This is a genomic window from Streptomyces sp. NBC_01320 (assembly GCF_035974375.1).
In the GTDB taxonomy this organism is placed as follows: Bacteria; Actinomycetota; Actinomycetes; order Streptomycetales; family Streptomycetaceae; genus Streptomyces; species Streptomyces yanii.
Genome location: NZ_CP108390.1, coordinates 8,185,428 through 8,211,617 on the forward strand (window position 1 = coordinate 8,185,428; position 26,190 = coordinate 8,211,617).

Annotated in this window: 26 protein-coding genes and 1 riboswitch; of the genes, 12 read left to right on the forward strand and 14 right to left on the reverse strand. The window is 71.0% G+C overall.

What is annotated here, in order from left to right; all coding sequences use genetic code 11:
• Positions 1-60: 60 nt before the first annotated feature.
• Positions 61-1,947: an anthranilate synthase family protein gene (locus OG395_RS37250; protein ID WP_327246865.1), complete on the reverse strand. Its 1,887-nt coding sequence runs from the start codon at positions 1,945-1,947 to the stop codon at positions 61-63.
• Between the two features lie 94 nt (positions 1,948-2,041).
• On the reverse strand, positions 2,042-2,098 hold the full coding sequence (locus tag OG395_RS58510) for a trp operon leader peptide (RefSeq protein ID WP_376342657.1): 57 nt from the start codon (positions 2,096-2,098) through the stop codon (positions 2,042-2,044).
• Positions 2,099-2,200: 102 nt separating this feature from the next.
• On the opposite strand from OG395_RS58510, the gene OG395_RS37255 reads away from it, so the two are divergent.
• Both OG395_RS37255 and OG395_RS37260 read left to right on the forward strand, forming a co-directional pair.
• On the forward strand, positions 2,201-3,547 hold the full coding sequence (locus OG395_RS37255; RefSeq protein WP_327249573.1) for a class II 3-deoxy-7-phosphoheptulonate synthase: 1,347 nt from the start codon (positions 2,201-2,203) through the stop codon (positions 3,545-3,547).
• Positions 3,548-3,715: 168 nt separating this feature from the next.
• Entirely contained in the window at positions 3,716-4,048 is a 333-nt protein-coding gene (locus tag OG395_RS37260) for a (2Fe-2S)-binding protein (RefSeq protein ID WP_327246866.1), read from the forward strand.
• 7 nt (positions 4,049-4,055) lie between these two features.
• On the opposite strand, the gene bfr is transcribed toward OG395_RS37260, so the two are convergent.
• On the reverse strand, positions 4,056-4,535 hold the full coding sequence (gene bfr, locus OG395_RS37265; protein WP_266986592.1) for a bacterioferritin: 480 nt from the start codon (positions 4,533-4,535) through the stop codon (positions 4,056-4,058).
• Positions 4,536-4,689: 154 nt separating this feature from the next.
• On the opposite strand from bfr, the gene OG395_RS37270 reads away from it, so the two are divergent.
• Entirely contained in the window at positions 4,690-5,322 is a 633-nt protein-coding gene (locus tag OG395_RS37270; protein ID WP_327246867.1) for a sulfite oxidase-like oxidoreductase, read from the forward strand.
• Positions 5,323-5,349: 27 nt separating this feature from the next.
• Here the strand turns inward: OG395_RS37270 and OG395_RS37275 are convergent, their stop codons facing one another.
• The 6 genes from OG395_RS37275 to thiO form a co-directional block, all read right to left on the reverse strand.
• Complete coding sequence (locus tag OG395_RS37275; RefSeq protein WP_327249574.1) at positions 5,350-5,919, reverse strand: DUF4396 domain-containing protein; 570 nt, start codon at positions 5,917-5,919, stop codon at positions 5,350-5,352.
• A gap of 84 nt (positions 5,920-6,003) precedes the next feature.
• Positions 6,004-6,861 carry a deoxyribonuclease IV gene (locus OG395_RS37280; RefSeq protein WP_327246868.1) on the reverse strand — a complete coding sequence of 286 codons (858 nt, stop codon included), beginning with the start codon at positions 6,859-6,861 and terminating at the stop codon, positions 6,004-6,006.
• A 6-nt stretch (positions 6,862-6,867) separates the two neighbouring features.
• Positions 6,868-8,796 (reverse strand): Stk1 family PASTA domain-containing Ser/Thr kinase, encoded by a 1,929-nt coding sequence (gene pknB / locus OG395_RS37285; protein WP_442818635.1) that lies wholly within the window; start codon positions 8,794-8,796, stop codon positions 6,868-6,870.
• 123 nt (positions 8,797-8,919) lie between these two features.
• Entirely contained in the window at positions 8,920-9,714 is a 795-nt protein-coding gene (locus tag OG395_RS37290) for a thiazole synthase (RefSeq protein ID WP_327246869.1), read from the reverse strand.
• A 2-nt stretch (positions 9,715-9,716) separates the two neighbouring features.
• On the reverse strand, positions 9,717-9,935 hold the full coding sequence (gene thiS / locus OG395_RS37295; protein WP_327246870.1) for a sulfur carrier protein ThiS: 219 nt from the start codon (positions 9,933-9,935) through the stop codon (positions 9,717-9,719).
• Positions 9,932-11,140: a glycine oxidase ThiO gene (thiO, locus tag OG395_RS37300; RefSeq protein WP_327246871.1), complete on the reverse strand. Its 1,209-nt coding sequence runs from the start codon at positions 11,138-11,140 to the stop codon at positions 9,932-9,934. Before thiO ends, thiS begins: the two co-directional genes overlap by 4 nt.
• Positions 11,138-11,250: riboswitch (TPP riboswitch) on the reverse strand. It overlaps the preceding gene by 3 nt.
• A 51-nt stretch (positions 11,251-11,301) precedes the next feature.
• Between thiO and OG395_RS37305 the strand changes: the two genes are divergently transcribed.
• The 7 genes from OG395_RS37305 to OG395_RS37335 all read left to right on the forward strand — a co-directional run bounded on the left by OG395_RS37305 (position 11,302) and on the right by OG395_RS37335 (position 18,232).
• Positions 11,302-11,658 (forward strand): hypothetical protein, encoded by a 357-nt coding sequence (locus OG395_RS37305; protein ID WP_327246872.1) that lies wholly within the window; start codon positions 11,302-11,304, stop codon positions 11,656-11,658.
• Between the two features lie 204 nt (positions 11,659-11,862).
• Positions 11,863-13,116 carry an NAD(P)/FAD-dependent oxidoreductase gene (locus tag OG395_RS37310; RefSeq protein ID WP_327246873.1) on the forward strand — a complete coding sequence of 418 codons (1,254 nt, stop codon included), beginning with the start codon at positions 11,863-11,865 and terminating at the stop codon, positions 13,114-13,116.
• A 124-nt stretch (positions 13,117-13,240) separates the two neighbouring features.
• On the forward strand, positions 13,241-14,989 hold the full coding sequence (locus tag OG395_RS37315) for a peptide-N4-asparagine amidase (protein WP_327246874.1): 1,749 nt from the start codon (positions 13,241-13,243) through the stop codon (positions 14,987-14,989).
• A gap of 42 nt (positions 14,990-15,031) precedes the next feature.
• A complete protein-coding gene (locus OG395_RS37320; RefSeq protein WP_327246875.1) occupies positions 15,032-15,397 on the forward strand; it encodes an Rv2175c family DNA-binding protein in 366 nt (121 codons plus the stop codon).
• Positions 15,398-15,524: 127 nt separating this feature from the next.
• Positions 15,525-16,178 (forward strand): thiamine phosphate synthase, encoded by a 654-nt coding sequence (gene thiE / locus OG395_RS37325; RefSeq protein ID WP_327246876.1) that lies wholly within the window; start codon positions 15,525-15,527, stop codon positions 16,176-16,178.
• Positions 16,179-16,334: 156 nt separating this feature from the next.
• Complete coding sequence (metF, locus tag OG395_RS37330; protein WP_327249576.1) at positions 16,335-17,252, forward strand: methylenetetrahydrofolate reductase [NAD(P)H]; 918 nt, start codon at positions 16,335-16,337, stop codon at positions 17,250-17,252.
• A 50-nt stretch (positions 17,253-17,302) separates the two neighbouring features.
• Positions 17,303-18,232, forward strand: a complete 930-nt coding sequence (locus OG395_RS37335) for a hypothetical protein (protein ID WP_327246877.1) — start codon at positions 17,303-17,305, stop codon at positions 18,230-18,232.
• Between the two features lie 113 nt (positions 18,233-18,345).
• Here OG395_RS37335 and OG395_RS37340 read toward each other — a convergent pair whose 3' ends face one another.
• The 5 genes from OG395_RS37340 to OG395_RS37360 form a co-directional block, all read right to left on the reverse strand.
• Complete coding sequence (locus OG395_RS37340; protein ID WP_327246878.1) at positions 18,346-19,866, reverse strand: phytoene desaturase family protein; 1,521 nt, start codon at positions 19,864-19,866, stop codon at positions 18,346-18,348.
• A gap of 31 nt (positions 19,867-19,897) precedes the next feature.
• Entirely contained in the window at positions 19,898-20,536 is a 639-nt protein-coding gene (locus OG395_RS37345; protein WP_327246879.1) for a DUF4126 domain-containing protein, read from the reverse strand.
• A 373-nt stretch (positions 20,537-20,909) separates the two neighbouring features.
• The gene (locus OG395_RS37350; RefSeq protein WP_327246880.1) at positions 20,910-21,521 is read right to left on the reverse strand and encodes a TetR/AcrR family transcriptional regulator; all 612 of its coding nucleotides are present in this window, start codon (positions 21,519-21,521) and stop codon (positions 20,910-20,912) included.
• A 29-nt stretch (positions 21,522-21,550) separates the two neighbouring features.
• A complete protein-coding gene (locus tag OG395_RS37355) occupies positions 21,551-23,638 on the reverse strand; it encodes a YhgE/Pip domain-containing protein (RefSeq protein ID WP_327246881.1) in 2,088 nt (695 codons plus the stop codon).
• Positions 23,610-24,410: an ATP-binding cassette domain-containing protein gene (locus OG395_RS37360; RefSeq protein ID WP_327246882.1), complete on the reverse strand. Its 801-nt coding sequence runs from the start codon at positions 24,408-24,410 to the stop codon at positions 23,610-23,612. Before OG395_RS37360 ends, OG395_RS37355 begins: the two co-directional genes overlap by 29 nt.
• Before the next feature lie 164 nt (positions 24,411-24,574).
• Between OG395_RS37360 and OG395_RS37365 the strand changes: the two genes are divergently transcribed.
• Both OG395_RS37365 and OG395_RS37370 read left to right on the forward strand, forming a co-directional pair.
• Positions 24,575-25,129: an SAV_6107 family HEPN domain-containing protein gene (locus OG395_RS37365; RefSeq protein WP_327246883.1), complete on the forward strand. Its 555-nt coding sequence runs from the start codon at positions 24,575-24,577 to the stop codon at positions 25,127-25,129.
• A gap of 102 nt (positions 25,130-25,231) precedes the next feature.
• Positions 25,232-26,011 carry a class I SAM-dependent methyltransferase gene (locus tag OG395_RS37370; RefSeq protein WP_327246884.1) on the forward strand — a complete coding sequence of 260 codons (780 nt, stop codon included), beginning with the start codon at positions 25,232-25,234 and terminating at the stop codon, positions 26,009-26,011.
• Positions 26,012-26,190 lie beyond the last annotated feature (179 nt).

A 26,190-nucleotide genomic window follows, 5' to 3' on the forward strand; every position in this document is an offset into this window, starting at 1 on the left:
CGGAGCCCCCGTCCCCGTCCCCGTCCCCGTCCCCGTCCCCGTCCCCGTCCCCGTCCGCGGTCATCCGGGCACGGGCAGCCCCGCCAGCAGCTCGGCGACGATCGACGCGCCGCGCAGCGTCAGCACCGACTCCGGGTGGAACTGCACCGACGCGAACCCGCCCCCGCGCAGCGCGTGCAGCTCCCCGGTGGCCGCGTCCCGGCTCACCTCGATGGAGTGCGCGGCCAGCTCGGTGACCGTCTCGTCGTCGCAGCGTGCGGTGAAGCTGTTGTAGAAACCGACCGTCTCCGGGCGCCCGAACAGCTCGATCCTGGTCTGCGCGCCCTGGTACGGCACGGTCTTGCGGACGATTTCCAGACCCAGCTCCGCCGCGATCAGTTCATGGCCCAGACACACCCCCAGCAGCCCGTGCCGGTGCTCCCGCACCAGCTCCGCGGCGAACTCGCGCAGCAGCCGCATCTTCGGATCGCCGGTGTCGGCCGGATCCCCGGGCCCGGGGCCCAGCACGACCGGACCCGTGTGTGCCCGTACGGTTTCGCGCAGCCCCGGCTCGTCGTAGCGGTGCACCGACACCTCAAGTCCCGAGGCGCGCAGCAGATGCGCCAGCATCGCGGTGAAGGTGTCCTCCCCGTCGATCACCAGCGCATGGCCGGAGAGCTCCTGCGTGCGCTCCTGCATCCGCAGCCAGAACGGCGCGAGCCCGTCCCGCCGGGCGTCCAGGGCGGCCCGCACCCGGGGGTCGCCGGCCAGTTGCGGACGCGCCTCCTTTGCCCGAGACCGTCCCGGCCGCACGCCCAGTGCGGTCAGTACCCCCGCCGCCTTCGCGTGGGTCTCGGCGACCTCGCTGTCCGGATCGGAGTGGCGTACGAGCGTTGCCCCGACCGGCACCCGCAGCCGTCCGTCGGCCGCGATGTCGGCGGTCCGGATCAGGATCGGCGAGTCCAGGGTCTGTGCCCCGCCCGGCTCCTGCCGCAGCAGGGCCAGCGCGCCCGCGTAGTAGCCGCGGCCGCCGGGCTCGTACCGCTCGATCACCCGGCACGCGTTCTGCACGGGCGAGCCGGTGACGGTCGCGGCGAACATGGTCTCCTTCAGTACCTCCCGCACATCCAGCGAGGAGCGCCCGCGCAGCTCGTACTCGGTGTGCGCGAGATGCGCCATCTCCTTGAGCCGCGGCCCGATCACCACACCGCCCATGTCGCCGACGGTGCACATCATCTTCAGTTCCTCGTCGACCACCATGGAGAGCTCCTCGGTCTCCTTGCGGTCGCCGAGGAACGTCAGCAGGCTCTCGGCGGTCGGTCCTTCGGCGGGATAGCGGTACGTTCCGCTGATCGGGTTCATCACGACCGTCCCGCCGGACATCCGCACATGCACCTCCGGGCTGGCGCCGACCAGCGTCCTCTCCCCGGTGTGCACGACGAACGTCCAGTACGCACCCCGCTCACCGGCCAGCAGCCGACGGAACAGGGCCAGCGCGTCGGTCCGCCCGAACCCCGGGATGTCGCCCTGGAAGGTCCGTCGGATGACGAAGTTCGCGCCCTCGCCCTGCCCGATCTCGTCCTCGATGACCCGCCGGACGATGCCGGCGTACTCCTCGTCGGGGACGTCGAAGGCGCCGCCCTCGACCCGTACGTCATGGGTGGGCAGCTCGGCGAGCACCTCGTCCAGCGGAAGCTCGTACGTCTCGTCCGCGACCAGCACGGACAGCGGAGTCCCGTCGTCGCGCACGTCGAATCCGCGCTCGGCGATCTGCCGGAACGGCACCAGGGCGAGCGAGGGCTGCGGTCCGACCGGGAGACCGGCGAGCCGGTCCGCCTCCCGGACCCGGCCGATCAGCACCTCGACGAGGTCGTGGTCGTGACCGGGGGTGCGCCTGCGCAGCAGCGCGAACGGCGGGCAGTCGTCCCGGACCAGCCGAGCGAGGACGGATGCTGTGCGATGAGGCATGGGGTGGTGTTCCTTCCGGATGGAGGAACGGCCCCGAAACGCAGAGAAGGCCGCCCCTCGGGCGGCCTTCGCGTGGTCTGTCGCGCGCGATGAATCAGTGGGCCGCCGAATGAGCGGTCCACCACCAGTTCTGGTGCGTCTGCGCGAACATGTCCGAACCCTATCGGACGCCCGGTCCATCCGAGCGCGCGTCTCAACTATTGAGCGTACGGATGGACGCCCCCCTGGACCCCGTAATGTTGTGGTTGTGACCGTGAACGCCAATACCTCCGTCGCCGGTGGCCACACCTGGCGAGACCTTCCCGCGGCGCAGCAGCCCGAGTACCCCGATGCCGAGGCTCTGCGCGATGTACTCGCGGACCTCGCGTCGTATCCGCCGCTCGTCTTCGCGGGCGAGTGCGACCAGCTGCGCGCCCGTATGGGAGCCGTCGCCAAGGGCGAGGCGTTCCTGCTGCAGGGCGGCGACTGCGCCGAGGCCTTCGACGCCGTGTCGGCCGACCACATCCGGGCCAAGCTGAAGACGCTGCTCCAGATGAGCGCCGTCCTGACCTATGCGGCCTCCGTGCCCGTCGTCAAGGTGGGCCGGATCGCCGGCCAGTACTCCAAGCCGCGCTCCAAGTCGACCGAGACCCGCGACGGCGTGACCCTGCCGACCTACCGCGGCGACTCCGTCAACGGCTTCGCCTTCACCGAGAAGGCCCGCGTCCCGGACCCTGACCGGCTGAAGCAGATGTACCACGCATCCGCTTCCACGCTGAACCTGGTCCGCGCCTTCACCACCGGCGGTTACGCCGACCTGCGCCAGGTCCACGCCTGGAACCAGGACTTCGTGAAGTCGTCCCCGTCCGGGCAGCGTTACGAGGCGCTGGCCCGCGAGATCGACAACGCGCTGAACTTCATGAAGGCGTGCGGCACGGACCCGGCCGAGTTCAAGGCCGTCGAGTTCTACTCCTCGCACGAGGGGCTGCTGCTGGACTACGAGTCGGCGCTGACCCGCACCGACTCGCGCACCGGTGAGTTGTACGACACCTCCGGTCACATGGTCTGGATCGGTGAGCGCACCCGGCAGATGGACGGCGCGCACATCGAGTTCGCCTCGAAGATCCGTAACCCCATCGGCATCAAGCTCGGCCCGACGACCACCGTCGACGAGGCACTCGGCTACATCGACCGCCTCGACCCGAACCGCGAGCCCGGCCGGCTGACCTTCATCGTCCGGATGGGCGCCGACAAGGTCCGCGACAAGCTCCCCGCGCTGGTCGAGAAGGTCACTGCCTCCGGTGCGGTCGTCGCCTGGGTCACCGACCCGATGCACGGCAACACCTTCGAGGCGGCCTCCGGCCACAAGACCCGTCGCTTCGACGACGTCCTGGACGAGGTCAAGGGCTTCTTCGAGGTGCACAAGGGCCTCGGTACGCACCCGGGCGGCATCCACGTCGAGCTCACCGGTGACGACGTCACCGAGTGCGTCGGCGGTGGCCACGAGATCTTCGTGGACGACCTGCACCAGCGGTACGAGACGGCTTGCGACCCGCGGCTCAACCGCAGCCAGTCGCTGGACCTGGCGTTCCTGGTTGCCGAGATGTACCGGGACCAGTAGCCATCACCGCAGGTAGCGCACGTACGACTGTGGGGCACGGATCGATGTGATCCGTGCCCCACAGGGCGTTCCGGGACTTTTGCCGACCCCGGGTGCCGGGTAAGGTTAGGTTAGCCTCACCGTTCAACGGGGTGGCATCCATGACCATCCTGCCGGGAGGTGAACCGCATGTACGTCTGCTCGTGTTTCGGCATTACGGAGCAGCAGGTCAAGGAACATGCGGACGCCGGGGCGTGCACCCCCCGCCAGATAGCCAACGCCTGCAAGGCGGGCACCGACTGCGGTGGCTGTGTCCGCCGGATTCAGGCGATGCTCGGCCGCGGCGCGTGCGCGCGCCGGGAACTGCCGGACCAGAAGCAGGCCCCTGGTGACGCCTCCGAGCAGCCCCCCTCGACCGCACCAGGTGTGGCGCCCCGCATCGGCCCGGGCATCGCCCCCGGGCGGATCCCGGGCATCGGCCCCGGCCCGGTCCCCGGCATCCGGCTCCCCGACGCGGCCTGAACCGGACTCAGCTGTCCGGCTGCTCGATCTGCTGCGCGATGTAGAGCGGCTCGCCGAGCTTCTCGATCAGTTCCAGCTGGGTGTCGAGGTAGTCGATGTGATGCTCCTCGTCCTCCAGGATCGATTCAAAGATATTTGCGGACGTGATGTCGCCCTTGCCCCGCATCAACTCGATGCCGCGCTTGAGCCGGTCGATCGCCTCCACCTCGACCTGGCGGTCGGCCTGGAACATCTCGGTGACCGTCTGCCCCACGCGTACGTGGAAGAGTCGCTGGTAGTTGGGGAGTCCATCGAGGAAGAGGATGCGGTCCGTCAGGGTCTCCGCGTGCTTCATCTCGTCGAACGACTCGGACCGGGTGTACTTCGCGAGCTTCGTCCAGCCGAAGTTGTCCTGCATCTTTGCATGCAGGAAGTACTGATTGATGGCAGTCAATTCGGCGGTCAGCTGTTCGTTCAGGAACTCGAGGACCTCGGGGTCGCCCTGCATCGCAGAGGCTCCTTCCAACCGGTGAACTGGGCGGGTTGGCCGCATCCTCGCACCGCACCCCTCGGCCGTCCAGTAAGTACATGCTTAGTACGAGTTGCCCGAATCGTCGCTGCCCTGGTCATGACCACCCCTGCCTGTCTGTCACCATGGAGGCATGGGTCAGCCGGAAAGCCGGGAATACCGCGAATCAGAGCAGTCCGAGCTTCCGCCGGGTCAGCGACTGCAGCGCGGTTGGCCGGTTACCCACTACGGGCCCGTTCCCAAGTTCAAGCCCGACCGCTGGGAGTTCCGGGTCTTCGGAGCCACCGCGGACGGCGAGAAGCACTGCTGGAACCATCAGGAGTTCTCGGCCCTGCCGTTCTCCTCGGTCGTCGCCGATCTGCACTGCGTCACGAAATTCAGCATGCTCGGGGCCGAATGGGGTGGGGTTCTCGCCCGTACGATCCTGGAACTCGCGCCACCCGCGCCCCAGGTCACGCATGTGATGGTCTGGGCCGAGTACGGATTCAGCTCGAACCTGCGGCTCGCCGACTTCACCTCGGACCGCACGCTTTTCGCCACCCACAAGGGCGGTGAGCTGCTCACCGCGGAGCACGGCTTCCCGCTGCGCCTTGTCGTACCGCACCTGTACGCCTGGAAGGGGCCCAAGTGGGTCCGGGGCGTCGAGTACATGACGGCCGATCGTCGCGGCTTCTGGGAGGAGCGCGGCTACCACAACATCGGCGACCCGTGGCGCGAGCAGCGCTACTCCTACCAGGAAGAGCCCGGGGAAGGCCCCGAGCTCTGACCTGATGGTCCCGGTGCGGGGCCGTCCTCAGTGGTGGTACCGGTGCACCACCGCGTGGCCCTTGCCGCGGCCGATCATCCACTTGTTGACCGGTGTGGTGACGACGAAGGCCACGGCCAGCGACAGTGCGAGCGCCCCCCAGAACAGCGCGTCGGCGAGCTGTGCGTCCATGGCGCCCGGCCACAGGACGATCACGCCGTTGTCGATCAGTTCCATCACCGCGATGGAGAGGGTGTCGGCGGCCAGGGCGACCCGGAACGCCGTACGGAAGTCGACGCCGGCCTTCAGGATCGAGCGCAGCGTCAGCGTGTAGCCGAAGAAGAACGCCAGGACGATCGCGAGGACCATCGTCTCCGTGTTGCCCCAGCCGAGCGCCGTGCCGATCACCATGCCGAGGATCTCGCCGATGGCGCATCCGGTGAGGCAGTGCAGTGTGGCGCGCGCGGCCATGGCCCAGCCGACCCGGCCGGGGGGGTGTGCCGCGTGGCCGGCGTGAGCCGAGTGGTCGGCGTGACTGCTGCCGCCGTGACCCTGCCCGTGGTGCTCGTGGTGCTCGTGGTGCTGCTGGTGTTCTTCGTCGCGCGTGTCGTGCTGCATGGCGATCCCCCAATGCCGGTAGCGGTTCCTGTCGACAGCAGGAACCGTATACCCCATAGGGGTATTCCTCAATGGGTTTCGCGGTCAGCCGCAGTCGCGCAGCCCCTTCAGTCGTGCCACATCCGCCGCATGGCCTTCCTTGCCGCCCGGCGTCTCGATGATCAGCGGCACCCCCGCCGTCGCCGGATGCGAGAACAGCTCCCGGAACGGCTCCTCGCCGATGTGCCCGGCGCCTATGTTCTCGTGCCGGTCCTTGTTGGCTCCCACCACGTCCTTGGAGTCATTGGCGTGGATCAGCTTCAGCCGCCCCTCGCCGACCGTGTCCACCAGCAGGTCCAGCGTCTGCTTCATGCCGGCGGGACCCGCCAGGTCGTGGCCCGCCGCGTAGATGTGACAGGTGTCGAGACAGATGCCGAGCTTGGGGTGGGCGTCGAGTGCGTCGAAATACGGGCCGAAGTCCCAGGTCCGCGAGCAGAGCGAGAACCCCTGTCCGGCCGTCGACTCCAGCAGCAGATACGGGTCGTCGTCATGGGTCAGCTCGTCGAGGAGCGGCCTCATGTGCGTCCGTACCTGTGCCAGGGCCTCCGCGCGCGGCCGGCCGCCGGTCGCCGAGCCGGTGTGCACCACGACGCCCAGGGCGCCGATCTCGCGGGCCCGGCGCAGGGAGTGGCGCAGCGAGTCCACGGACTTCTCCACGGTGGCCTCGGTGTGCGAGCCGAAATTGATCAGGTACGGGGCGTGGACGTACGCCGGTATCGACTCGGCTGCACACTCGGCGCGGAACTGTTCGTCCTGCGCCGGGTTCCCGGTGGGCGTGGCCCAGCCGCGCGGATTGGCGACGAAGACCTGGACAGCCTCCGCCCCCATCTCGCGGGCGTAGGTCAGGCCGATTCTGGCGAGGCCGCCGGCCACGGGGATGTGGCCGCCGACGGGGTTGCGCATATGGATCTAGAGCCCCTTGGTCTTGATGGTGATGGTGCTGCCCTCGGGGGCCTGTTCGCCGCCGTCCACGGACTGGCTGGCGATCTTGTCGCTGAAGGAGAGGAACGGGCGGTCGACCTTGACCTCGAAGCCCGCCGCCTTCAGCAGGCTCGTCGCCTTGTCGACGTCCTTGCCGGTGACGTCCGGTACGTCGATCATCCGCGGGCCCTTGGAGACCGTGAGCGTGACGGTGTCGCCCTCGGCGGCCTGGGCGCCCTGACCCGGGGACTGGTGCGCGATGTCGCCCTCGGCCTCGGGAGAGTTGACGCGGCCGGGCAGAACCTCGGCCTTCAGCCCCTCCTCGTCCAGTGCCGCGGTGGCGTCCTGGACCGACAGTCCGGTGACATCGGGGACATCGACGGGGCTGCCCTTGCTGACGACCAGGGCGACCGCGGAGTCGGGGTGGCGCTCGGCGCCCGCTTCGGGATCCGTACGGATCACGTCGCCCCGGTCGAACTCCCCGCTGAACTCCCTGGTGACCATGCCGGGCACCAGCCCGCTCTTCTTCAGCGCCTGTCTGGCCTCGGCCAGCGCGATGCCCTCGACGTGGGGCACCTTCACGATCTCCGGGCCGCGCGAGACGGTGATCGTCACCGAGCCGTTGCCCCGGATCCGGGCGCCGGACTTCGGATCGCTGCCGATGACCCTGCCACGCTCGACGCTGTCGCTGTAGGCCCGCTTGACGCTCTTCAGCTCCAGCCCGGAGTCCGAGAGCCGCTGCTCGGCCGCCTTCTCGGTCTGGCCGAGCAGGGAGGGGACCCGAGTGAACTGTCCCGAGTTGATGTACCAGACACCGGAACCGACCCCGAGCACCAGCAGCACGGCGACGATCGCGGCAAGCATTCCGCGCCGCGGCCCGCGCCGGGCCTGCTCGGGCGGCAGCGGCGGGGGCATCTCCAGCCGGCTGGTGTGGTGGGCGGTGCCCTGACCGGCCGGGAGCACCCGGGGGATCACGCTCGTGCGGTCCTCGGCGGCGTCGTGCACCTCGGCGAGGGCCTGCGGCGGTACGGCGTCCAGTTGTTCGTCGGTGAGCCCGGCGCGCGCGGTGCGGGCCTCGGCCAGCAGGGCCACCGCGTCGAACGGGCGGACCTCGGGGTCACGGGCGGTGGCGCTCGCGACCAGGTGGTCCAGCTCGACCGGGAGCCCGGGGACGACGGCCGAGGGGGCCGGGACGTCCTCGTTGAGGTGCTGGTAGATGACCTGGGCGGGGGAGTCGCCGGTGTGCGGCTTGGCGCCCGTCAGCATCTCGTACAGCACGACACCGCAGGCGTACACATCGGCGCGGGTGTCCGCCGTGCCGTGCTCGATCTGCTCGGGGGCGAGGTAGGAGACGGTGCCCAGGACGGATCCGGTGGTGTTGGTGTCGGAGCCCACAGCCCGTACGAGACCGAAATCCGCGACCTTCACCCGGCCGTCGTCCCCTATCAGGACGTTCTCCGGCTTCATGTCGCGGTGCACGAACCCCGCCCGGTGTGCGGCACCGAGCGCTGCGAGGACCGGCTCCAGGATGTCCAGGGCGGCGCGCGGCTGCAGGGCGCCGCGCTCGCGCAGGACGTCGCGCAGCGTGCAGCCCGCGACGTACTCCATCGCCAGGTAGACGTACGCCCCCTGGGCGCCCTGGTCGAAGACCGCGACCACATTGGGGTGCGCGAGTCTGGCCACCGACTTGGCCTCGCGGATGAAGCGCTCGACGAACGAGGCGTCGGTCGCGAGCGCCGGGTGCATCACCTTGAGGGCGAGCACCCGGTCGAGCCGGGTGTCCATGGCCCGGTAGACCGTGGCCATCCCGCCCACGGCGATGCGGGCATCGACGCGGTAACGGCCGTCGAGCAGCTGCCCGACGATGGGGTCTCCCCGGCCGAAGGCCGGGGAAGGGTCCTGGAGGGTCATATCCACGCAGCCGAGTCTACGAGCCATTGCGGACACGACCGACGGGCCGGGGCGATCCCGGGGCCGTACTGCAGCCGAGCCGTGACAGGGACATGCACTTCAGTGACGTACGGATCCGGGAGCGCGCGCTCAGAACGCCGGCCGCTCCGGGTCCAGCACCGCCCGCCCCTCCACCGGTGAGGAGGCCTCGGCGAAATGGCGCCGCGGGATCCGGCCCGCACGGTACGCCAGCCGCCCGGCGTCCACCGCGTGCCGCATCGCCGCCGCCATCAGCTCGGGCTCCTGCGCCCGGGTCACCGCCGACGCCAGCATCACCGCCGCGCACCCCAGCTCCATCGCGAGCGCCGCGTCCGAGGCGGTCCCGGCGCCCGCGTCGAGAATGACCGGAACCCGGGCCTGCTCGACGATCAGCTGGAAGTTGTGCGGATTGCGGATGCCGAGCCCGGAGCCGATGGGGGAGCCGAGCGGCATGATCGCCGCGCATCCCACGTCCTCCAGTTTCCGGGCGAGCACCGGGTCGTCGCTGGTGTACGGCAGGACGGTGAACCCGTCGTCCACCAGGGTCTCCGCGGCGTCCAGCAGCTCGATCGGGTCGGGCAGCAGAGTCCGCTCGTCGGCCACGACCTCCAGCTTGATCCAGTCGGTGCCCAGCGCCTCGCGGGCCAGCCGGGCGGTCAGCACGGCCTCGCCCGCGGTGAAGCAGCCCGCCGTGTTCGGCAGGACGCGGATCGAGAGGCGTTCGAGGACGGAGAGGACCGAGCCCTGCACGGTCGGGTCGAGGCGGCGCATCGCGACGGTGGTCAGCTCGGTGCCGGACGCCGTCAGGGAGCGTTCGAGCACGTCGAGGCTGGGCGCCCCGCCCGTCCCCATGATCAGTCGGGAGCCGAACGTGGTGCCGCCGAGGGTGAAGGGATCGTCGGACACGGTCAGCCTCCCTGGACCGCGGTGAGGACTTCGATCCGGTCGCCGTCGGCGAGGGCGGCGGCCGCCCAGCCGCTGCGCGGGACGACGGTCTCGTTGAGCGCCGCGGCCACCCCGGAGGGCGCCGCAGTCAGAGTCGCGACAAGGGTCTCCAGGGTGGTGCCCGCGGCGATCGAACGGGGATCGCCGTTCACGGAGACGGTGAGCGGAAGGGAGTCGGTCATGCGGGCTGCTCCTGACGTACGGAGGCGGAGGGCGGTACGGGGGCGGGTGCGAACCGTCCGGGGGCGAAGGGGCGGGCCACGGCCGGCAGCTCGCCGGTGGTCAGCAGCTCGGCCATGGCGTCACCGGTGACGGGGGTCAGCAGGACGCCGTTGCGGTGGTGGCCGGTGGCGAGGTGGAGGCCGGGCAGGGCGGTGGGGCCGAGCAGCGGGGCGTTGTCGGGGGAGGCGGGGCGAAGGCCGGCCCGGGTCTCGGTGAGCGGCAGTTCGGTGATGCCGGGCACCAGCTCGTGGGCGTCGCGCAGCAGCTCGTACACCCCGCCCGCCGTGACGGTGGTGTCCCAGCCCATCTCCTCGCTGGTCGCGCCGACGACGAGCTCGCCGTTCTCGCGCGGGACGAGATAGACATGGCTGCCCCGGACCACGGCCCGCACGGTGCGGGTGAGGAACGGTGCGTACGCGGCGGGCACCGTCAGCCGGAGCACCTGTCCCTTCACGGGCCGCACCGGGGGAACGACCTCGTCCGGCAGCCCGGCGAGCCGCCCGCTGCGGCTGCCCGCGGCGAGTACGAGCTGGTCGGCGGCCAGCTCCGTACCGGCCGCGAGTACGGCTCCGGCGGCCCGGTCCCGTGCCACGCCGAGGCGTTCCACCCAGTCGCGGTGGAAGACCACCCCGGCCCGCTCGCAGGCCGTCAGCAGAGCGGCGGCCAGCCGGCGGGGATCGACCTGGTGGTCGCCGTCGACCCGCAGACCGCCGCGCACGCCCGGCGCCAGCATGGGCTCCAATCGGCGGCACTCACGGCCGGTGAGCCACTCCGACTCCAGCCCCGAACGTTGCTGCAGCACGTGCAGCTCCCGCAGATGGGTGCGGTCGTCGGAGTCCAGGGCGACCGCCAGGGTGCCACAGGCGCGGAAGCCGATGTCCTGACCGCTCGCCGCCTCCAGTTCGGCCGCGAAGGCCGGGTAGCGCGCGGCGGACGCGACATTGAGGCCGAGCAGCATCTGCTCGCCGTAGTGGAGTTCGGTGACGGCGGCGAGCATCCCGGCCGCGACCTGGGCGGCCCCGCCGCCCGGTTCGGGGTCGACGACCGCGGTGCGCAGGCCGCGCTGCGCAGCCCGCCAGGCGGTCACCAGACCGATGATCCCGCCCCCGATGACGAGGACGTCGGATCCTTGTGCGGATACGGATGTGTTCCCGGAAGAACGCATGGGCGTCCAGCCCCTCCCTTCGCCGGCATGACCCGGATCAGGTTCGTACGGTCGGAGGCCGCCCAGCCTCCCTCTCAGCCCGGTGCGCCCGGGCTCCCGCGAGTGTCTTACGGTGGCCACCCTAGACCCCGTCCCCCGGCCCCTGTAAGGGAGCAGTCACCGTGGCCCGTTCGCTCGACGGACTCGTCCTCTCGCCGCTCGCCGACCAGGCGCCGGGCCAGGTCGGCACCCGTACCCGCTTCACGTACCACGAGGAGGACGGCCGGATCTGGGCCGAGTACGCGGGCGGCGACGTGGTCCGGGGCCATCTCGTCGGCACCAGGACCGCCGATCGACTCGACTTCCGGTACGTCCAGTTGAAGCAGGACGGAACGACATCCTCCGGACACTGCCTCTCCACCGTCGTCGACCTCGCGGACGGCCGGGTGCGGCTGGACGAGCGGTGGGAGTGGGAGTCGCAGGAGGGCAGCGGGACGAGTGTGGTCGAGGAACTGGCTGACGGATCGTCAGATGTTTGAGGGTGCCCGGCAGTAGGCTTCGCGGCGCCGTGGGGCCGGGGCACGCACCTCGCGGCGTTGCCGTCGATCACCAACTCCCCCGTAGCCCTGAAGGGGCATGGGGACCCCCTTCGCGTCGGCTCGATCCTCCGCCTTGCGATGCACGCACCCCAGCCCCGCTCCTTCACCCGCGCTGCCTGCCGCCGGGCACTCTAAGGTGGACAGGTGAGCGAGCAGCAGACTGAGCAGCCGGACCGGCGGACCGAGCGCCGCATCGTCATCGTCGGTGCGGGCATGGCCGGTGTGCAGACCGCGGTGGCCCTGCGGGAACAGGGCTTCACCGGCTCGGTCACCCTGATCGGAGCCGAACCCCACCAGCCCTACGACCGGCCGCCGCTGTCCAAGGCGGTGCTGCTCGGCAAGGCCGAGGACTCAGCCTTCGACATCGACTTCGAGGCGCTCGACATCGAGCTGCAACTGGGCCGCGACGTGACCGGCGTGCGGTCCGCGGCGCACGAACTGGACACCCCGACGGGCCCCGTTCCGTACGACGTCCTGGTCATCGCCACCGGCGCCGAACCGGTCGAGCTCCCGGGCTCGGAGGGTGTGCGCGGCGTCCATCTGCTGCGCACCCTCGACGACGCCGCACGGCTGCGGCCGGTCCTCGGTGAGCAGCACACCGTCGTGGTCGTCGGCGCCGGATGGATCGGCGCGGAGTTCGCCACCGCGGCCCGCGCCGCGGGCTGCGAGGTCACCGTCGTCGAGGCCGCCGACCGGCCGCTCGCGGGCGTCCTGCCCGCCGAGGTCGCCGCCCCGATGGCCCGCTGGTACGGGGAGAGCGGCACCGAACTCCTCACCGGCGCCCCGGTGGCCCGAATCGAGCCCGGCCGCGTGGTCCTCGCCGACGGCCGCGCGCTCGAGGCCGGAGCGGTGGTCGTCGGGATCGGTGCCCGGCCCGCCACCGCCTGGCTGGCCGGCTCCGGCATCGCGCTCGGACCGGACGGATCGGTGACCGCCGACGAGGCGCTGCGCACCTCGCTGCCCGATGTGTACGCCGTCGGGGACTGCGCCTCCTTCCCCTCCGCGCGGTACGGCGCGCGCCTCCTCGTCCACCACTGGGACAACGCCGTCCAGGGGCCGCGGACCGCTGCCGCCAACATCATCGGCGCCGGATCCGGCGGGGCGCCGCAGCCGCTCACGTACGACCCCGTGCCGTACTTCTGGTCCGAGCAGTTCGACCGGTTCGTGCAGTACGCGGGCCATCACGGTGGCGCCGACACGCTGCTGTGGCGCGGCGACCCGGACGGTCCCGCCTGGTCGGTGCTCTGGCTGCGGGACGGCGCGCTGGTCGCCGTCCTCGCCGTCGGCCGGCCGCGCGACCTGGCCCAGGGGCGCAAGCTCATCGAGGCGGGGGCGCGGCTCGATCCGGTGCGGGCGGCCGATCCCTCCGTACCGCTGAAATCGACGGTACGTCAGTAAGGAGCCGACGGATCCCTGAAGGGTCCGGTGTGCAATCTCCGCCGTACGGACGTCTCTTGGCTCTACGTCAAAATTGGTGCACGCTACAGCCTTTGGATCACCGGCCCTCTTCCGAAGGATGTACATGTCCCCCTACCGATGGGTCCGCGCGCTGCGCGGAATCCTCGTGGCGGCGGCCTCGATCGCCCTCATCGGCGGTGCAGTTGCCGCCCCGGCGTACGCGGGCACCGCCCCGGCCCCCGGCTCCAACCCGGCCGTCGACTACCAGGACCCGGTCGACGCGCTGCCACCGGTCTCCCGCCCGGACACCGAGCACTGCGCGGTGACGGCCGTCGAGCACGACTTCGGCTACACGCTCGGCGGACCGCCGTACACCACCACGCTCACCCCGCCCGCCCGGTGCGAGGGCCCTTGGAACAAGGTCGTCCTCGACTGGTCGGGCAGTGTGAAGGGACGTCAGTACGACCGCCTCGCCGCGGTGTTCGTCGGCGGCGCGGAGGTCTTCCGCACCAGCACGGCCGAGCCCGACGACGACGGCATCAGCTGGCACGTCGCCAAGGACATCACCGAGTTCGCGCCGCTCCTCAAGGACCCGCAGAAGCTGCAGCTGGAGCTCGGAAACGTTGTCAACGACACGTACACGGGCGTGTACCACGTGAAGCTGACGATCACGTACTACCGGGCGGACGGGCGCCACCCGGCCGCCACCACGGCCGACCGGATCGTCCCCCTGGGCAACACCGCTTCCACCGACGCCCCTTGGCTGAGCGTCGGCAAGGGCGGCTCCACCGGCACCGACGTCACCTTCCCGCGCAATCTGACCGGCGCGCGCCTGCAGGTCTACGCACGCGGCGGCGGCTGCGACGAGCAGTGGTTCGACGCGGTCCCCAGCGACCTCGCGGCCACCGCCCCCGACTACCTCTGTGGCGGAGGCCCCTACCGAGAGGTGCAGGTCACGGTGGACGGGCGCCCCGCGGGCCTTGCCCAGCCGTATCCGGTCGTCTACTCCGGCGGCATCGTGCCGACCCTGTGGCGGCCGATCCCGGCCATCGACCAGTTCCGGACCGAGGCGTACGACATCGACCTCACCCCCTTCGCGGGCGAACTGGCCGACGGCCGGCCGCACACCATCGGGATCACTCCGTACGGCGCGGCCGACACCTGGATCGTCGACGGTTCGCTCTTCCTCGACACGGACGCGCACGCGTCACGTACGAGCGGCCGGGTGACCGTCAACTCCCTCACCGGCACTCCCGCCGTGAAGACCGTCCAGACTCCGCGTGAGGACGGCTCCACGCACGTCTCCGTGTCGACCGGCCGCTCCTGGAAGATCTCGGGCTACGTCCGGACCTCGAAGGGCCGGGTCACCACCACCGTCGAGCAGGAATTCGCGTACACCAACACGGACACGGTCTCCAGGACCGGCCGGCAGCAGACGATGCACCAGCGCGACCACGGCGCCACCACGGTGACGACCAGGACGGGCGGGCGTACCAGCGCACAGCGGCACGCCTGGTCCTACCCCATCGACGTCGACATGGACATCCCGTTCTACGGCGACTACAACAACTACGACCTGAGGGCCGCCGTCACCCAGCGCCGTGTGCTGATCGACACCTCCCGGACGGGCTCCGCGGTCGCGTGGCGCACGGACGCCGTCACGGACGACACCGTGGACTCGACCGGCAACCTCGCCCGCACGGGCGGCGTGGTCGCCGCCGCGGACGGGGCCTCGGCCGAGAAGTACCGGGGCACCACCGACACCGGAGCCTGTTACTCGCGTCTCCTGGAGTCCGCCCACGGCTGGGTCACCAGCGACAAGCAGTCCCGTTGCCGCGTCGCGGACGTGGTCCGCGAGGCCCTGAAGGGATGAGTCCGGGTATCGGCTGTCAGTACGGGATGGCAGGCTTGTCCTGTGACCGAGATTGACGCAAAGATCGATGCTCTCGTCCCTGCCTGGCTCCACCTCCCCGACATCGCAGAAATGTTCGATGTCGAGGTGACGCGCGTGCGGCAGCTGGTCAAGGAAGGCCAGCTCATCGCCGTACGACGTGGTGAGAACCGGGCGCTCCAGGTGCCTGCCGCCTTCATCGACGGCGACAAGGTGGTCAAGGGCCTCTCCGGCACCCTGACGCTCCTGAGGGACGACGGCTTCTCCGACGAAGAGATGCTGGAATGGCTCTTCACCCCTGACCCGACCCTGCCGGGTACCCCCGCACAGGCGCTGAGCGAGAATCGCGGCACGGAGGTGAAGCGCCGCGCCCAGGCGCTCGCCGTCTGACCGGGACGACCCTACGCGGGGTGCGGGCCGTGCGCTTCTGCACGGCCCGCACCGCCGCATCGAGCCGCTCCGTCGTACCGCTCCGCACCACCGGCCGTACCGCTCCGTCCCAAGGGGGAACCGCACCATGCCCACGCCTCGCGCGCTGCTGTCCGACGCCCGGCTCTATCTGTGCACGGACGCCCGCAGGCGCGAGGGTGACCTCCCCGAGTTCCTCGACGCCGTGCTCTCCTCCGGCGTCGACATCGTCCAGCTGCGCGACAAGGGCATGGAAGCGGCCGAGGAACTCGAACACCTCGCTGTCTTCGCCGACGCCTGCAGGCGCCACGGCACGCTCCTCGCGGTGAACGACCGGGCCGATGTCGCTCATGCCATCGGCTCCGATGTGCTCCACCTCGGCCAGGGGGACCTGCCCGTGCCCGCCGCACGGGCCATCATCGGCGAGGACGTGGTGATCGGCCGCTCCACGCACGCCGAGTCCGAGGTCGACGCGGCCGTCGCCGAGCCCGGCGTGGACTACTTCTGCACCGGACCCTGCTGGCCCACCCCGACCAAGCCCGGCCGGCATGCCCCGGGCCTCGACCTCGTGCGGTACGCCGCCTCGCTCGGCCGGACGCGCCCGTGGTTCGCCATCGGCGGGATCGACGCGGACAACCTCGACGAGGTGCTGGACGCGGGGGCGCGCAGGGTCGTGGTCGTACGGGCCATCACCGAGGCCGACGATCCGGCTGCGGCCGCCGCCGGGCTCGCGAAGCGGATCAGGGCACGCTCCGACGTCTGACAAGCACGTCGGGAAAGTCGCGGGGGCAGCCATGAACGACCGGGTTCGCCCGGGGACTGCGCGAGGGGTGTCCGAGGGGTGGACAAACCACCAGTCAATTCGGGCAATTGCCGCTGGTCTGGTTGGGGCACCGTCGAGCCCTGGTTAACCTTCAGTATGGCCCTTGGCACTCCTTCTACCAGGACAGATCACGCACGCACCGTGCGTGACCTTCTCGCGACCGGCAAGACGTCGTATTCGTTCGAGTTCTGGGCGCCCAAAACCGAGAAGGGCGAGCGGAACCTCTGGAATGCGCTGCGCCGTGTCGAGGCGGTGAGGCCGAGCTTCGTCTCCGTGACGTACGGTGCCGGCGGCTCCACCCGGGCCGGAACGGTGCGGGCCACCCAGCAGATCGCCGCCGATTCCACGCTCACCCCGGTCGCCCATCTGACTGCCGTCGACCACTCCGTCGCCGAACTCCGCAACATGATCGGGCAGTACGCGGACGCCGGAATCAGGAACATCCTCGCCGTGCGCGGCGACCCGCCGGGCGACCCGATGGGCGAGTGGGTCGAGCACCCGCAGGGTGTGCCGTACGCGGCCGATCTCGTCCGGCTCATCAAGGAATCCGGCGATTTCTGTGTCGGCGTCGCCGCATTTCCCGAGATGCACCCGCGCTCGACCGACTGGGATGCCGACATCCAGCATTTCGTGGACAAGTGCCGCGCCGGCGCCGACTATGCGATCACGCAGATGTTCTTCAATCCGGACGACTATTTGCGGATGCGTGACCGAGTGGTTGCTGCGGGTTGCGACACCCCGATCATCCCCGAGGTCATGCCGCTCACCAGCGTCAAACAGTTGGAGCGGTTTCCGCAGCTCAGCAACGCGTCGCTGCCGTCGTCGCTGAAAGAACGCATCCTCGCCGTCAAGGACGATCCCGCCGCTGTACGCTCCATTGGGATTGAGTTCGCGACGGAGTTCTGCGCGAGGCTGCGGTCCGAGGGTGTGCCCGGACTGCACTTCATCACGCTCAACAACTCGACGGCGACGCTCGAAATCTACGAGAATCTCGGACTGCACAAGCAGTCGTGACCGGCCGTACCCGCCACGATCCGGGGCGGTGGCCGTAGAAGGGGGCGGGCATGGGCTGGACGGTCCTCTACATCGCGTTCGGCATCGTGGCGTTGTGGCTGCTCGGCGAAGTGCTGCTGCAGTACAAGGCGCGCCTTCGCTGGCGCCTGCTCGCCTTCGCCGGCTTCGCCTGTGTGGTCGTCGGCGTGCTGATGCCGTCCGTGTTCGTCATCGCCGTCGGCGCGATCGCGTTCGCCACCGGCCAGACGTACGTCACGCTCTCCTTCCGGCGCGGCTTCTCGACCGGCTGGGCCATAGGGGGCAGCCCGGGCGAGAGCCGTCGCCGCCGGTCGGGGGGCGCCCGGGACACCCACCGGGAGCCCACGCTGGAGGTGTCGGACCTGGAGATGGAGTACGACCACTCGGACCGGGACGAGGCGAAGAACCCCGCTCCGGTGAGCGGGGCCGCGGTCTACGAGCCGGAGCCGCTGCCCGACGACACCGGGCAGTACGGCATCTACACCGACCCCCAGCCCGCGCAGCAGTCCCAGCAGGCGCAGCCCCAGTACGCCTCCTACGACCCGTACCCGGACCACTCCACGTACACCGCGCCCGCCCAGGACTTGTACGCCGGCCAGGACAGCCACGGCGGGCAGGGCACGTACGCGAGCCAGGACTCCTACGCCGGGCAGTACGACTACGGCACGGACCGGCAGCAGTACGCCGCGTACTCCGACCCGTACATCGGCACCACCACCGGCTCCCCGCAGTACGGGGCGCAGGACCCGTACGCGAGCCATGACAGCTACGGCGGTCAGCAGCAGTTCACGGCAGACCCCTACGCCCAGCAGTACGCCTCCGAGACGCCGCCGGGCGGCGTCTGGGTGCCGCAGCAGCGCGAGGGCGAGCAGTACCCGCCGCTGCCACCGGAGCAGCCCGCACAGCCCGCGCCGTTCCCGAACGGCTACGACACCGGCTACAACGACCAGTACCGCTACTGACGGGACAGGCCGCGCCGTCGGGCGAAGGCCGAGCCCGTCGGCTGCCGGAGGACGGAGCGGCGGCCGGACGTGTCCGGCACCGCCCCGACAGGCTCTCAGGGGCACCGGGCTCCTCATCGGGAGCCGCGGAAGCCGTCCCCCTCCACGATGAGCCCGGCGACGAGCGCCCCCGACATCCCGGCGTGCGCGAGCCCGCCGCCCGGGTGCGACCAGCCGCCCGCGAGGTAGAGCCCGGGCAGCCGGGTGCGGTTGCCCGGATGCAGATACGCGCCCCCGGCCCCGGCGAGCGCGGGCGCGGGCACCGAGCCGCCCTCGGCGCCGGTGTCGGCCGCACTTTCGGCGGGCGTCCTCACCTCGGCGTGGAGCACCCGCTCCCGTATCCCGGGAACGGCCGCGCCGGCCGCCTCGATCAGCGTGGCTGCGTACCGCTCGCGCAGCGCACCGTCCGTCCAGTCCACCGCACCGTGCGGGGCGACCGTCGCCGTCAGCGTCACGGCCTCGTGGGCGTCGTCGGGGCGGGTTGTGGGGTCGTCGGGGCGGATCACCGTCACCGTGGGACCTGCGGCGAGCCGGCCGCCGAACACCGCCTCGCGCTCCGCCGCGCCGTCCGCGCCGTGCACCACCGTCCGGTGCGCCGCGTCCGCGGGCCGGGCGCCGCGCAGCGACAGCAGGACCTGGAACCGGCCCGGCACCGGCGTCCCGCCGCCCGGTCGCGGCCGAGCCGTCACATCACCGCTCTGCCAGAGCCCCTGACCCGGCACCAGATCCGGGTGCGGCCAGGCCCCCAGCACCACATGGTCGGCCTCCGCGACCGTGCCCTCGGCGAGTTCGACGCCCGCTGCCCGGCCGTCCTTCTCCAGGACCCGGGCCACCTCGGCGCCGAAGACGAACTCCACCTTCCGGGCCAGGCACCGCTCGTACACCGCCTGTGCCAGCGCCCGGATTCCGCCCGCCACGTACCAGCTGCCGAACGTCTCCTCCATGTACGGCAGGAGGGCCGCGCCCGCCGGTGCGCGCAGCGGATCGAGGCCGTACGACAACGCGTATCCGTCGAGGAGAGCGGCCAGCCGGGGGTCCGTCAGCTCCCAGGCGCCGACCTCCGCGACCGTGCCCGCCAGGCGTGCTGGGCGCAGCAGCCGGCGCTGCCGGAGAGCCGGGTACGGATCGCGGCCCAGCACCTCCCAGTCGGCGCGCAACGGCTCCTCGAGCAGTGGCCGCCGGGACCGGTCCCAGGCATCGCGGGCCCGGTCCAGGAGCCCGCCCCAGCTGCCGCCCGCACCGGCCCCCAGCGCACTGTCCAGGGCGGCGACCACCCCGGCGCGCGAGGCGTTCGGCAGCGAGACCGCCGTGCCGTCGGCGAAGAGATGGCGGCTCGCCGGGTCGACCTGCGTCATCGTGACGCATCGCTCCAGCGGCTCCTTGCCGGTCTTCACGAACAGGTCGCGGTAGACGGCGGGCAGATGCAGCAGCGAGGGGCCGGTGTCGAAGGCGAAGCCGTCGCGGGCATACCGGCCGACCGAGCCGCCGAAGGTCTCCGACCGCTCGTACACCGTCACCCGGTGTCCTGCCACGGCCAGCCGGGCGGCCGCTGCCATCGCGCCCATCCCGGCGCCGATCACCGCAATACGTGCCATGTCAGTGACCTTAGCGGCCGGCACCGACAGCTCAGCCGGAAGGCCGGTGCGAACGAGGCGCCGAAGGCCCCGAACCGGTTCCGGCCAGGTGTTTCTCCTCCCGCCGCTGCGCTCTGCGGCGCAGGAACCGGCGGATGCGGGAGGCCAGGAAGATCAGTATCACCAGGCCGAGGAAGAGCAGGGTCGCGGCGATGAGCGCCGCCGCCAGCGGATGGAATATCGCGAACGTGATGATCCCGGCGACGCCGAGGTCCTCGGCCGTGCTCACCGCGATATTGCTGAACGGCTCGGGGGAGGTGTTCACCGCCATCCTCGTGCCCGCCTTCACCAGATGGCTCATCAGCGCCGTGGAACCGCCCACGGCCCCGGCCGCGAGCTCCGGCAGCGAACCGCTCTCTCCGGCCAGCAGCGCCGCCACGACAGCCCCGGCGACCGGCCTGATGACGGTGTGTACCGAGTCCCAGACCGAGTCCACGTACGGGATCTTGTCCGCGACCGTCTCGCACAGGAAGAGAACGGCGGCCACCACGAGCACATCGGTGCGCTGCAGCGACGCGGGCACCTCGTCGCTGATTCCGGTCGCACCGAAGATGCCGAGCAACAGGACCACCGCGTAGGCGTTGATCCCGCTCGCCCAGCCACTTGTGAACACCAGGGGGAGTACGGACACGGACGCGATCGTAACCAGGAGCATGCCGCTCCGGCGGGGGTCCGGTGCGCAGCTCTGAGTATCCGTACCTAGTCGGCGAGATGAGTAGGTGCGCGGATGGGTTTCCACCTGCACAGACGGAAGAGTGGAGGGCACGGAAGGGGCGCAGCGCCGGTACCGCCGACACGGGGCGGCGGAACGGGTGCCGCACTCCTTCCGGGACGGGGCGCACGGGGGTGCGCAACGGAGGGCCGCGGACCACGGGGGAACACACGGGGGTCACGGGGGAAGGCTTTCCGGCAGTGCAGGAAGCGCCGGTCGGGCGAGGCTCGGGGGGATCGAGCCTCGCAGGACCGGCGCTTCCGCGTGTGCGGACGTCGCCCCGGGGCGGGTGTCAGTGCCCGCTGACCCGGCCGTGCAGCAGCAGGGACAGTGCCGAGTGCACATCGTCCATGGACCGCTCCGGCTGGAACGCTTTCCAGTCCAGGGCCGCCACCAGGACCATGCCGACCAGTGCGGCCGCCGTCAGCGGGATGTCGATCTCCTCGCTGAGTTCACCGTTGCCGACGCCCTCGCGCAACACGTCCTCGACCACGGCGACGGCCTCCTGACGTACCACCAGGAGGGTCGCCTGCCAGGCGCGGTTGGTGCGCCACAGCTCGGCGACGTACAGCTGGGTGAAGGCCGGATAGCGGTCGATGAAGGCCAGACCGGCCCTGATCATCGCGTCCAGGGCCTCGACCCGGGTACCGCCGCGCTCCGCCGTCTCCTCGGCCGCAGACCGCAGCGAAGCGGTCAGCAGCCCGACGCCGTGCCGCAGCAGTTCCTCGAAGAGCTCGGTCTTGCTCTTGAAGTTGTAGTAGACCGTGCCCTTGGCGACCCCGGCGCGCTCAGCGATCTCGTCGACCGTGGTCGCCGAGAAACCCTTCTCGGCGATGAGAGTGACGGCCGCCTCGTAGAGCTTCTGCCGGGTGGCCTGGCGGCGCGTGGTGCTACTGCTTTCCATGCGCTCGATTCTCACAGGTCCGGGCGCGCTCACAGGCTCAGCTCCGGATGCAGCCGGTCCAGCGTCCACACCTGCTTGCGCCGGGCGGATACCGCGGTCAGGGCCAGCGCCCCCGCGGTGAACGCCAGCAGCACCGCGCAGCCCTGCCAGACCGGGCCCAGCCCGCCGCCCGTGATCAGCCGGCGCAGGCTCTCGACGACGTAGCTCATCGGCAGGTACGGGTGGATCGCACCGAAGAAGCCGGGGCTGGTCTGGACGGGGTACGTGCCCCCGGCCGAGGTCAGCTGCAGCATCAGCACCGCGAGCACGAGGATCCGTCCCGCCGCACCGAACCGAGCGTTCAGCCACTGCACGATCGCACCGAAGCAGCAGGTCACGAGGGCGAGGAAGCCGATCGTCCCGGCGGCATGGGCCATCTGCAGCCCCAGCCCCCAGTGCAGTACGGACATCAGGGCGGCCACCTGCAGCAGACCGATCGCGGCCACCGGCAGCCACCCGGCGAAGGCAATGCGCCAGGCGGAGGCCCCCGCGGCGAGCGCCCGCCGGTTGAGCGGCTGGATCAGCATGTATGCCACCATCGCGCCGACCCAGAGGGAGAGCGGGATGAAGTAGGGCGCGAATCCGGTGCCGTAGTTGGGGGCCCGGTGCAGCGACTGGGAGGCGAGCTTGACCGGATCGGCCATGACATCGGTGCGCCGGTCACGGTCCTGCTTGTCGTAGTCCGGGATCTTGCCGACGCCGTCGTTCAGCCCCTGGGCGAGCGTGGCGGAACCGTCGTTCAGCCGGATCAGCCCGCGGTCCAGGTCGGTTGCGCCCGTCTTCAGCCTGCCGACGCCGGTGTTCAGATCGGTGGATCCGGTCTTGGCCGTGGCGAGACCCGTGTGCAGTTCGTCCGCGCCCCTGGCGACCTTGTGGGCGCCGGTGTTGAGTGCGTTGATCTGCGAGACGGCGGACTTCAGGTCCTCGTCCAGGTGCGGGGAGCGCTCGGCGAGGGCGTCGGCCTGCTTCTGCAGAGTGGTGAGCTGCCCGCGCAGCTTCTTCAGGTCCCCGTTCTGGTCCTTCACCAGGACGTTCACGTCGTCGGCGACCTTCGCGACGTCGGCGGCCGCGGTCGTGGCGCGCTTCAGCGGAGGACAGACGGTGGGGTCGGGGAGCGGCTGTTCCGTGCAGCGGGTGCGGTAGACGTCGGCCAGATCGGCGGAGGACTTGTGGGCGGCGGTTGCCGCGGTGGGCGCTGCCTTCACCAGCACGTCGAGGTTGTCCCGCACGGTCTGCGAGGAATCGGCGACCAGCCGGGCCGCGTCACCGATCGACTTGCCGTTGTCCTTCAGGAACGGGCGGACGTCGGCAGCCACGCCGTTGACCTTGTCGGCGAGGAGCTGGGTGCCGTCGGCGACCTCCCGGGAGCCGGTTTCGAGGTCTCCCGCGCCCTTGTTCAGCTTGACGATCCCGCTCTCCAGGCGCCCGCTGCCCGCCTTGGCGTCCTTCAGCCCGTCCGCGAGGTCCTTCGATCCCTTCTTGGCCTTGCCGATCCCGCCCTTGAGATCGTCGGCGCCCTTGGCCGCCTCGGCCGTCGCGTCGTGGAGGTCGGAGAAGGAGATGAAGATCCGGTCCAGGAAGCCGCGCGAGGCGTTGGTCGAGGCGGCGGTGCGGACCTCGGAGAACACCGTCCGGGAGATCTGCCCGACGATGTAGTTGTTGGCGTCGTTCGTCCGGACCTGGAGAGCGCCGGTCTCGGGGGAGTCACCCGAACTGGACGCGATCCGCTTGCTGAAATCCGACGGCATGGTCAGCGAGAGGTAGTACGTACCGTCCTCGACGCCCCGGCCGGCCTCGGCGGAGCTCACCTCGTGCCACTCGAAGACCTTGGAGTCGAGCAGCTTGGCGGTGATCTCGTCACCCGCCTCCACGCGCTTGCCGGCCGCGGTGGCGCCCTTGTCCTCGTTGACCAGCGCGACGGGGATCTTGTCGAGGCGGCTGTACGGGTCCCAGAAGGACCACAGGTACAGGGCGCCGTAGAGCAGGGGCAGCAGCAGGAGCGCGACGAGTGCGGCGCGGGGCAGCTTCCCCCTGCCGAAACGCTTCAGCTCAAGCGCGGCCAGTCTCGGCGATCGCATCGGCCGTCCCCTCCTCGGGCGCCGTCGCCTCAGGGGCGTCGGTGGTCTCTGTGGTGTCGGTGGTGTCCGTGGCCCCGGCACTGCCCGTACGCACGGTGATCGCGCCCTCGGGGGCCTGGCTGCAGACGGCGATCACGGTCGTTCCGCCGGCGGCGACGGAGCGCAGCATCTCCCAGGCCTCGGCGCGCTCGGCGTCGGAGAGCTTGAGATCGGTGTCGTCCACGGTGAGCAGCCGCGGGCGGCCGATCAGCGCGAGGGCGACGGACAGCCGCAGCGCCTCCAGCCGTTCCAGATCGCGCACGGAGGTCCGCTCGGCCTTGGGCAGGGTCGTGGGGTCGAGTCCGGCGGCGTCCAGTGCGGCGTCGATACGGGCCCGGGCCGTGGCGGCGCGCTCCGCGCGCGGGCGGAGCAGGGTACGCAGCGAGCCGTCGAAGCGGCGCTGCAGGAGGGCCCGCTCGCGCAGGTGCTCGGAGACGGTGAGGGCCGGGTCGAGCTCGCTGACGCCGGGGACCGGGCCGAGGGCGCTGATCCTGCGTACGGCGGCCATCTGGCGCGGCAGGCGCAGCCCGCCGATCTCCGCACGGCCCTCGGAGTGACGCATCCGGCCGGTGAGGGCGAGCAGCAGACAGGTGCGGCCGGAGCCGGACGGGCCCTCGATCGCGACCAGTGCGCCGGGCCCGGCGTCGATCCGCACGCTCCGGAAGGCCCAGCCGCGCGGTCCTTTGAGCCCGAAATCCTCGGCCGTGACAGGTGCCCCGTGCGGGCTGTCCACAGATCCTCCCTTTTTGAACTGACCAGTCAGTCCAAAAGGTAACCCGAACTCGCGATCGAAGCAAAAGTGCAGGTCAGCGGCCGATCAGGACCGATTGTCAGTGGTGCCCCCCACGATGGATACATACGGCCACGGAGCCGTCACACGACGACAGGAGGTTCGTCATGGCCAACTCGTCCGCAGCAGCCGCCTCTCGGCGCCGCGCAGGCGGCCCTGCCCCCTCACCGACCGGCCCCGCCCCGTCCTCTCCATCGAGCGGTCCGGCGAACGACGTCCACCCCGTGCTGCGCCGCGCCACGGCGCCGCCCGCAGCCCTCGACCTGCTCGCTCAGGCCCGCATCGGCCTCGACGAGGCCGCCGTGCTCACCGTGCCGAACGAGCGCTATGCCACCGCCCACCTCGCGGCCCTGCGCACCGCCGCCGCCGTGCTCGCCGCACGCGGACGGCCCGAGCCCACCAGGCGGCGGCGGGAAAGGATCCGCAGCGCCTGGGAAGTCCTTCCGGAGATCGCCCCGGAACTCACCGAATGGAGCGCCCTGTTCGCCTCCGGGGCCCTCCGCCGGGCCCGCGCGGAAGCGGGTATACCGGGGGCGGCCAGCAGCCGTGACGCCGACGACCTGCTGCGCGACGCGGCCATGTTCCTGCGCCTCGTCGAGAGGCTGCTGGTCCTCCAGCCGACACTCCCACAGACCCGGAAGGAGCGGCCCGACGCGGGATGACGGCGGGGGTGGCCCGAGGCAATAGGGTGGACAGCACCTGCATCACCTGCACTGTTCACGCTCCGCCGTCAGCGGCGGCACCGTGCCGAGGAGTCATCTGCCGTGTCGGACCCGCTGCGCCCCCGCGCCTCCCTCCGTACCGCCGTGGTCTGGGACGTCCTGAAGGACGCCCTCGACCGCCAGGTCAAGGCGACCGGCCGGGACGCCCTGGACGTCCTGGACACCGGTGGCGGCACCGGCAACTTCGCGGTGCCGGTTGCCCGGCTCGGCCACAAGGTCACCGTCGTCGACCCCAGCCCCAACGCGCTCTTCGCGCTGGAGCGCCGCGCCGCCGAGGCCGGGGTCGCCGACCGTGTCCGCGGCGTCCAGGGCGACATCCTCGGTCTGTTCGAGGTGGTCGACCGCGGTGAGTACGACGCGGTGCTCTGCCACGGCGTCCTGGAGTACGTCGACGACCCCGCCGAGGGCGTACGGAACGCGGTCGACGCACTCCGTCCGTCCGGTGAACTCAGCCTGCTCGCCGCCGGACTCGGCGGCGCCGTCCTGGCCCGGGCGCTCGCCGGGCACTTCACCGAGGCCCGGCGGGCGCTCACCGACCCGGCGGGCCGCTGGGGCGAAGGCGACCCGGTGCCCCGGCGGTACACCGCGGAGCAGCTCACCGAGCTGGTCTCCGCAGCGGGCGTCGAGGTCGGCGCGGTCCACGGAGTACGGGTCTTCGCCGATCTCGTACCGGGCGTCCTGGTGGACACCGAACCCGGTGCGATGGACGCACTGCTCAAGCTGGAGAGCGCCGTCGCGGAACTGCCGGCCTTCCACTCGGTCGCGACCCAGCTGCACGTTCTGGGCGCCAAGGGCGCTGAGGGGCGGCCGCAGCGCGGCTGATCAGCAACGAAGCTGCAGACGGAGTACGCCCCAGGACGCCCGATCGGGGGCCACGCCACGTATGATCGGGGGACACCATCCGGCATGACGGATCGGAGGTTGGGGAATCTACGCCTCAGCAGCTGAGCCGTCGTGGCGGCCCGGACTGGCTGATTGGCGATGAGGGCGGGTTTCACGGG

Excerpts from the sequence above, each read along its gene's own strand:
- OG395_RS37275 (WP_327249574.1), bottom strand. The coding sequence starts at position 5,919 with ATGCAGCACGACACGCGCGACGAAGAACACCAGCAGCACCACGAGCAC.
- metF (WP_327249576.1), top strand. The coding sequence starts at position 16,335 with ATGGCCCTTGGCACTCCTTCTACCAGGACAGATCACGCACGCACCGTG.
- OG395_RS37270 (WP_327246867.1), top strand. The coding sequence starts at position 4,690 with ATGGGTCAGCCGGAAAGCCGGGAATACCGCGAATCAGAGCAGTCCGAG.
- OG395_RS37315 (WP_327246874.1), top strand. The coding sequence starts at position 13,241 with ATGTCCCCCTACCGATGGGTCCGCGCGCTGCGCGGAATCCTCGTGGCG.
- OG395_RS37340 (WP_327246878.1), bottom strand. The coding sequence starts at position 19,866 with ATGGCACGTATTGCGGTGATCGGCGCCGGGATGGGCGCGATGGCAGCG.
- OG395_RS37280 (WP_327246868.1), bottom strand. The coding sequence starts at position 6,861 with ATGCGCAACCCCGTCGGCGGCCACATCCCCGTGGCCGGCGGCCTCGCC.
- OG395_RS37350 (WP_327246880.1), bottom strand. The coding sequence starts at position 21,521 with ATGGAAAGCAGTAGCACCACGCGCCGCCAGGCCACCCGGCAGAAGCTC.
- thiS (WP_327246870.1), bottom strand. The coding sequence starts at position 9,935 with ATGACCGACTCCCTTCCGCTCACCGTCTCCGTGAACGGCGATCCCCGT.
- OG395_RS37335 (WP_327246877.1), top strand. The coding sequence starts at position 17,303 with ATGGGCTGGACGGTCCTCTACATCGCGTTCGGCATCGTGGCGTTGTGG.
- thiO (WP_327246871.1), bottom strand. The coding sequence starts at position 11,140 with ATGCGTTCTTCCGGGAACACATCCGTATCCGCACAAGGATCCGACGTC.
- OG395_RS37355 (WP_327246881.1), bottom strand. The coding sequence starts at position 23,638 with ATGCGATCGCCGAGACTGGCCGCGCTTGAGCTGAAGCGTTTCGGCAGG.
- thiE (WP_327246876.1), top strand. The coding sequence starts at position 15,525 with ATGCCCACGCCTCGCGCGCTGCTGTCCGACGCCCGGCTCTATCTGTGC.
- OG395_RS37250 (WP_327246865.1), bottom strand. The coding sequence starts at position 1,947 with ATGCCTCATCGCACAGCATCCGTCCTCGCTCGGCTGGTCCGGGACGAC.
- OG395_RS37260 (WP_327246866.1), top strand. The coding sequence starts at position 3,716 with ATGTACGTCTGCTCGTGTTTCGGCATTACGGAGCAGCAGGTCAAGGAA.
- bfr (WP_266986592.1), bottom strand. The coding sequence starts at position 4,535 with ATGCAGGGCGACCCCGAGGTCCTCGAGTTCCTGAACGAACAGCTGACC.
- OG395_RS37365 (WP_327246883.1), top strand. The coding sequence starts at position 24,575 with ATGGCCAACTCGTCCGCAGCAGCCGCCTCTCGGCGCCGCGCAGGCGGC.